The sequence below is a fragment of the Veillonellaceae bacterium genome (genome assembly GCA_012523975.1).
In the GTDB taxonomy this organism is placed as follows: Bacteria; Bacillota; Negativicutes; order JAAYSF01; family JAAYSF01; genus JAAYSF01.
This window is the reverse complement of the sequence record JAAYSF010000023.1, coordinates 1-6,180: the sequence shown is the minus strand read 5'-3', so window position 1 is coordinate 6,180 and position 6,180 is coordinate 1. Positions and strand designations below refer to the sequence as shown.

At 39.9% G+C, this 6,180-nt stretch carries 6 protein-coding genes; 5 read left to right on the top strand and 1 reads right to left on the bottom strand.

The window, feature by feature from the left end:
- Positions 1–431 precede the first annotated feature (431 nt).
- Entirely contained in the window at positions 432–701 is a 270-nt protein-coding gene (locus GX348_03600; protein ID NLP41272.1) for a hypothetical protein, read from the bottom strand.
- A gap of 299 nt (positions 702–1,000) precedes the next feature.
- On the opposite strand from GX348_03600, the gene GX348_03595 reads away from it, so the two are divergent.
- The 5 genes from GX348_03595 (at position 1,001) to GX348_03575 (ending at position 6,114) form a co-directional block, all read left to right on the top strand.
- The gene (locus tag GX348_03595) at positions 1,001–2,911 is read left to right on the top strand and encodes a glutamine synthetase (GenBank protein NLP41271.1); all 1,911 of its coding nucleotides are present in this window, start codon (positions 1,001–1,003) and stop codon (positions 2,909–2,911) included.
- Between the two features lie 167 nt (positions 2,912–3,078).
- Positions 3,079–3,210, top strand: coding sequence for a DUF2970 domain-containing protein (locus tag GX348_03590; GenBank protein NLP41270.1), 132 nt, complete (start codon positions 3,079–3,081; stop codon positions 3,208–3,210).
- 98 nt (positions 3,211–3,308) lie between these two features.
- Entirely contained in the window at positions 3,309–3,983 is a 675-nt protein-coding gene (locus GX348_03585) for an NAD(P)/FAD-dependent oxidoreductase (protein ID NLP41269.1), read from the top strand.
- Between the two features lie 58 nt (positions 3,984–4,041).
- Positions 4,042–5,262, top strand: a complete 1,221-nt coding sequence (locus GX348_03580; protein ID NLP41268.1) for a Zn-dependent hydrolase — start codon at positions 4,042–4,044, stop codon at positions 5,260–5,262.
- Positions 5,263–5,403: 141 nt separating this feature from the next.
- Positions 5,404–6,114 (top strand): hypothetical protein, encoded by a 711-nt coding sequence (locus tag GX348_03575; GenBank protein ID NLP41267.1) that lies wholly within the window; start codon positions 5,404–5,406, stop codon positions 6,112–6,114.
- Positions 6,115–6,180 lie beyond the last annotated feature (66 nt).

Sequence of the window (6,180 nt, the reverse complement as noted above, 5' to 3'; positions counted from 1 at the left end):
ATCTGATTTTTAAATTCGTCTGTGTACTCTCGCCGTTTTCTTCTGGTCATAGTAAATCTCCCCATTCCTTGGTACTTACAGTTTACTACCCCTTAAGAAAACTGTCTATTTTAGTGTAACCGATCCAGAAGCAGCGACTCACACGCCGATGCTGCCGTCGGTTCGCTGCGGCTTCTGCATAAGCGACTCAATCGGAATCAAAGATTCCGTTTCGCTGCTTAAGCTCGTAAACGCCTATGGTAGACACTTCGTGTCTTTGAACTTTAGCCTGCGTGTCGCAGAAAAGTGCCGTTGATGTAAACTAAATGAATTAGCTTAAGATTAGCATTCTAAACGGCTAACTTAGCTGGAAACGGCCTGGGAAGATAGGAATTTGCCGGTTAGCAGAAAAGCACTCACTAATTGTGGGTGCTTTTTTCCAATATAATGGATTATTTATTTAATACACTATTAATTTTCTTGTCAATGAGTTCATTTATTTGTTGTGTCAATAATTTGTTATTCTGTTCGAAAACATCAGATATAGCGTGCATTGCTACAGTCGAGCCTACTGATGCCATAACGCGAGAAACAAGGTGATAAACGTCATCGTCCTCCGTGTTAGTGGCAAAGCCTTGCATAAAAGAGGCTACTTTGTCGGGGTTATTTTTGTACCATTCATCTACGGCGTCCTGAATCTCTTGTTTTGTCATTCCAAGCATTTTGCATTGCTCCTTTATATTATAGTTTGTATACTAATATAATAACAGAAAGAAATGGTCTTGCGCGAACTAGTTTGAAAATATTGCTATTGCCAGGATTAGGGAAGCTAAAAAATTTTAAAAGTGCATCATCATACCTATAGACAAATCAATATAATCTCGTTATAATAAGTTCATAATCAAATACATCGAGTCAACGAAGACTCTCCTGTTAATACGGGAGAGTCTTGTCTTTTTTTATCGCAAATCAGGTTGAGGACCTTTCTTACAGGACAAAATAAATTTAAGAGGTGAAGGATATGGCTAAAGATTTAATTTACTACATTCCGGCAAAGAAATATAGTAAGGACGATTTGATTAACCTTCTAAAGAGCCACCCCGAGATTAAATTCGTTTCTCTTGTTGGTATTGACCTTGCCGGAAATGACACAGACGAAAAAATTCCTATGAGTATTTTTCTAAAAGATATGGACGATTTTTTCGAAGGCTCTGCAGTTCAGACGGATGGTTCTTCAGTAGTTCTTACTGGTATCGCTACCCTTAATAATGCTAAGGTTGATATGATTGCTGATTCAAGTGTAAACTGGTTCGTAGACTATAATGTAGAGCATATCGATGAAAAGACCGGTAAACCTGTAGGTACTCTTCGTATTCCTGCTTTTTTAATTCATAATGGTTTAAGAGTTGACTCGAGGTCAATTCTTGCTCAAAGTTTAGATTATGTTAAAGACGAACTTGTTACATTGTTTAATCAGTATCCTAATATTCCGGGGTTGGATCATGTGAATGTTGATGAGATTGAAGATATTGTATTTACCTCAGCTACCGAATTAGAGTTTTGGGTAAAGACACCTGCAAATAAGGCAGAGATGGCTGAGTTATCAGCTTCGCAAGTTATGCATGAGCAGTATTGGCAACGGACACGTGGTGAAGTCCGTACAGCTATGGAGCAAGCAATATTAATGCTAGAAAAATATGGTCTGGAACCTGAAATGGGGCATAAAGAGGTTGGCGGTGTTAAGGCTCGAATGGATGAAACGGGTCATTTAACTCATGTACTGGAACAATTAGAAATTGACTGGCGTTTTTCAACACCACTTCAAGTCGGTGATAATGAGCTTCAAGCCAGAATAATTATAAAAGAAGTATTTAGAGAAAATGGCCTTGAGGTAACTTTCAAGGCTAAGCCAATAATTGGTGTAGCTGGTAGTGGTGAACATACCCATTTTGGTATAGCAGCTAAAATGAAATCGGGTAAAATGGTCAATCTATTTGCTCCTACTGATATGAAAAAGGACTTCTTGAGCGGTATTGGCTACGGTGCTATCATGGGGCTATTAAAAAATTATGAAGCCATAAATCCGTTTATTTCGGCCACTAATGACTCACTTAACCGTCTGAAACCAGGATTCGAAGCGCCAGTTTGTATTGTTACTTCACTTGGTCATACTCCTGAGATTCCATCACGTAATCGTACCATATTGGCTGGATTAATTCGCGATATTAAGAATCCTATGGCTACAAGGTTCGAATTGCGTTCGCCGAATCCGTATACTAATACGTATATTGCATTAGCTACAATATATTTATCAGTGCTCGACGGGGTTAAGGCAGCACTGAAATCCGGAAAATCAAATGAAGAATTATTAGCTGAATTATCTAAAGAGGCCGGAGTACCAGGTTTTTATCTTGAAACTGACCGAGCGTATCGCAGTGAGCACGATGTTTTCGAAGATTATACTGCAGAGGAACGTGATCGATTATTCTCTAAACCTCCAGCAACTGTATGGGAGAATATGGAGAATCTCAAGAAGTACCCTGAAAAGGTAGCAGTCCTCACTGCTGGAAATATCTTCAGAGAAGAACTAATAAACGCTTTTGTCGCTGGCGCACTCACACGCTGGAAGACCGAATTGCTCAAACGTCTGATACCAGAGAATCTAGCTATTGTTAAAGAATGTCAATGTCTGCATGATGCTAATACAGTAGCGGATTATGATTTGTATACTTGGGAAAAAATCCAAGCACTACGTATATATTTAGCTAAAGACACTTTTGCTCAAAAAAGTTTGTTTACGCGAATTGAGGAAGCAGTAATAGCTGGTGAATATGAGGCCGTGTCACGATTACAACTTGAAATGGCGGATAAAATCAGTGAGCTAGAAGCGTCTTACTCAAAATATAAAAAGAATATGATTCATAATTATTAGAAAGAAATGGCTCTCATACATTAGTGTGAGAGCCATTTCTGATAAAGTAGAGGTAAGGAGTCTTGTGATAAAGAGGAGAGAGATAAGAAGTTTTTTAGATCTTGCTTGAATTTGTGTGGAAAATTTGTACAATAATACTAAGAACTCTTTTATAGGAGGATAAATAAATGGCTAAAGGGAATAGCAAACGGGCTTATCATAAGAAGGATATGGCAAAAGTAAACAGGACTGCGCTTATCATCGGTGGGGCGGCAGCAGGTCTGATTTTAATTTTAATAGTTATCTCATTTGTACGTTAAGCTGCGCCAATAGGCGCTTTTTTCGCCTATAGCAGGAATTTTCAGCTAAATTGTGTAATAGATGCTCAATGTAGTACTAATTGCTATAGGAGGATATTATGGATATAAAAACAGACTTGCTAGAAAAAGGTGCAATATTGCAACGTGATAGAAAAACCTTCGCTGTTGTACCCCATATACCTGGAGGTATGTTGTTTGATTTTAATTATTTGCACAAAATAGCAGATGTGGCAAAAAAGTATGGTGCTAAAGCGTTAAAATTTACAACTTCTCAGCGCTTGGCTATTGTTGGAATTAAACCTGATGATATTGATAGGGTATGGGCTGAGTTAGGCATACCAAAAGGAGCAGCCTCTGGATTGTGTGTAAGAAGTATTAGAATATGCCCGTCTACTCATTTCTGTAAATTTGCTCAACAAGATGCAGTAACTGTTGGGTTAGCTCTCGATGAACGCTATCATGGCATGCAGTTACCGTCAAAATTTAAGATGGCAGTTTGCGGTTGTATGAATTCCTGTACCGAGCCAGCCGTAAAAGATTTAGGAGTAATGGGAACGCCAAAAGGGTATACCATAATGATTGGCGGTAATGCCGGAATTCGGCCGAGAGTGGCAGATATGCTTGTACAGAATATCCCGCAAGAAGAAGTTCTACCGATTGTTGACAAAATTGTGACCTATTACAAGGACAATGCTCGCAAATATGAGCGTTTGGGGAAGATGATAGATCGATTAGGTTTTGAAAAGGTAAAACAAGATATATTAGGAGAATAAAATTTTCGTTAGAACTGTAATAATTTATCAATCGAAGTAAAAGAAGGGAGGCAGCTCATTGACAGAGGAATGGGTTACCAAAGTAATAGATGAAGTTGCGCAGTATGGAAAGCAGGATTTTGGTATTTGTCGTGAGGCTTTTAGTGAGGCTGATGAGAAGGCGCGAAAATATATCATTAAGCTAATGGAAGAAGCTGGTCTAACCGTTCGTACAGATGAAATTGGGAATATTATCGGGCGAATGGAAGTACCAAATAGTAAAGCTCCAGCCGTTGCTACAGGGTCGCACCTGGACACTGTACCAGGAGGCGGTAAATATGATGGCGTAGTAGGGGTTGTAGGCGGGTTAGCAGCTATTTTACGCCTGAAGGACAAAAAACTTTCGCATCCTATTGAATTGATTGTGTTTGCAGCAGAGGAATCTAGCCGATTTGCTTTTGCGACAATGGGTAGTAAGGCAATGGCAGGGCGTGCTAATATTCATGCTTGGCGAAAAGCAAAAGATCAAGAGGGCAACCGATTTCTAGACGTTTTAGCCTCAAGGGGATTAGATATTGAGAATGTTGCAAAAGCTGCACGATACAGTAGTGAGCTTAAAGCTTTTGTTGAATTACATATCGAGCAGGGAAATATTTTAGAGAGCCAAGGAGGTTCTATAGGAATTGTTGATGTTATAGCAGCACCAACACGTCTCAAAATCACGGTAGAAGGAACCTCTAATCACTCCGGCACAACACCGATGGATACCAGACGAGATGCTCTTGTAAGCGCATCAATGGTAGTACTAGCCATTCAGGAGATAGGTTTAGAGCAGTCGTACTATGGAACTGTTGCTACTGTAGGCGCGTTAAAAGTTCATCCTGGCGCCATAAATGTAATTCCGGGGCGTGTCGAAATGTGGGTTGACATACGTGGTGTTAACCATAACAGTATTATAGAGTGCCTCCAAGATATTAAAGATGCAGTAAGCACAGTTGCAGACGGTCAGGATACTTCAATATCTATTGAGATGCTATCATCAGAGAAACCGGTCGAAATGGATCAAAGTATAATAAAAGTAATTGAAGGCGTTTGCAGCTCAAGAGACTTATCAGTAGTTAGAATAAATAGTGGAGCAGGGCATGATGCCATGAATATGGCTTCACTAGCACCCACTGGCATGATTTTAATACCATCTGTTAATGGTATCAGCCACAGTGTGGATGAATATACTTCACCCCAAAACATAGAGATAGGTATCCAGGTTTTAACGGAAACGTTATATGAGTTGGCAAAATAGTTATTTAGACAGCCCTGCCTAAGAAGCGGGGTCCTTCTTTTGCTAGTCAATTATTACCGTTTATTATTATGTAAACTTATGATAAAATGACTAATGAGCATGCAGAAGGAGGTTAAATCGTTGAAGATATTAGTAGCAACCATGATGGTAGCAGTAGCAGCGAGTGTATTGTCTCCAATTGTTCCGCAAGCTCATGCCGCTGGTCTTGACGACAGACTGGCACAAGCAGTAGAACAAGGTGTAGCAACCTCGCGTATACAAGAATTTATGGAAATGAGGCAGGGCTTTGAAAGTGTCGATAAAGACGGAATCATACAGGCCCTATCATCGTTAGCTCGGGATCGTATCTCACAAAATAGCATAGATCCGGTTATGGGTAATGCTGATGTTAAAAGAGTAGTAGAAACAGCTCTGCGTGAGCAGGTTGAACAAGAAGTTACCAAACAATTAGCACCTTACCAAGAGCAACTAACCGTGCTGTCTGCGTTTATGCAGGGTGGGACAAAGCTAATACCCACTTCCGTAAGTAAAGATAACTCATTAACCGGTGCTCCGGAGAATTATAGCCGCGTAATCGACATGACCGCAACGGCTTACGCACCCGGTCCGCTCGATAATGGGAAGTGGAATAACTTAACCTATGTTGGCAGTACAGTTAAAAAAGGTGTTGTAGCTGTAGACCCTAGGGTTATTCCTATGGGTACTAAGCTATGGATCGAGGGCTATGGCCATGCTATTGCTGAAGACCAAGGAAGCGCGATAAAAGGCAATAGAATTGATTTGGCTTTCAATGATCGCCAAGAGGCACTTGATTATGGCATTCAAAAAGTGAAAGTTTATGTTTTAAATTAACCGGGATTTCCCGGTTTTTTTTATTTATTATATTTTTGCCCCTTAGCTCATATACTTTTGTAGTTT

Excerpts from the sequence above, each read along its gene's own strand:
- GX348_03600 (NLP41272.1), bottom strand. The coding sequence starts at position 701 with ATGCTTGGAATGACAAAACAAGAGATTCAGGACGCCGTAGATGAATGG.
- GX348_03595 (NLP41271.1), top strand. The coding sequence starts at position 1,001 with ATGGCTAAAGATTTAATTTACTACATTCCGGCAAAGAAATATAGTAAG.
- GX348_03590 (NLP41270.1), top strand. The coding sequence starts at position 3,079 with ATGGCTAAAGGGAATAGCAAACGGGCTTATCATAAGAAGGATATGGCA.
- GX348_03585 (NLP41269.1), top strand. The coding sequence starts at position 3,309 with ATGGATATAAAAACAGACTTGCTAGAAAAAGGTGCAATATTGCAACGT.
- GX348_03575 (NLP41267.1), top strand. The coding sequence starts at position 5,404 with ATGATGGTAGCAGTAGCAGCGAGTGTATTGTCTCCAATTGTTCCGCAA.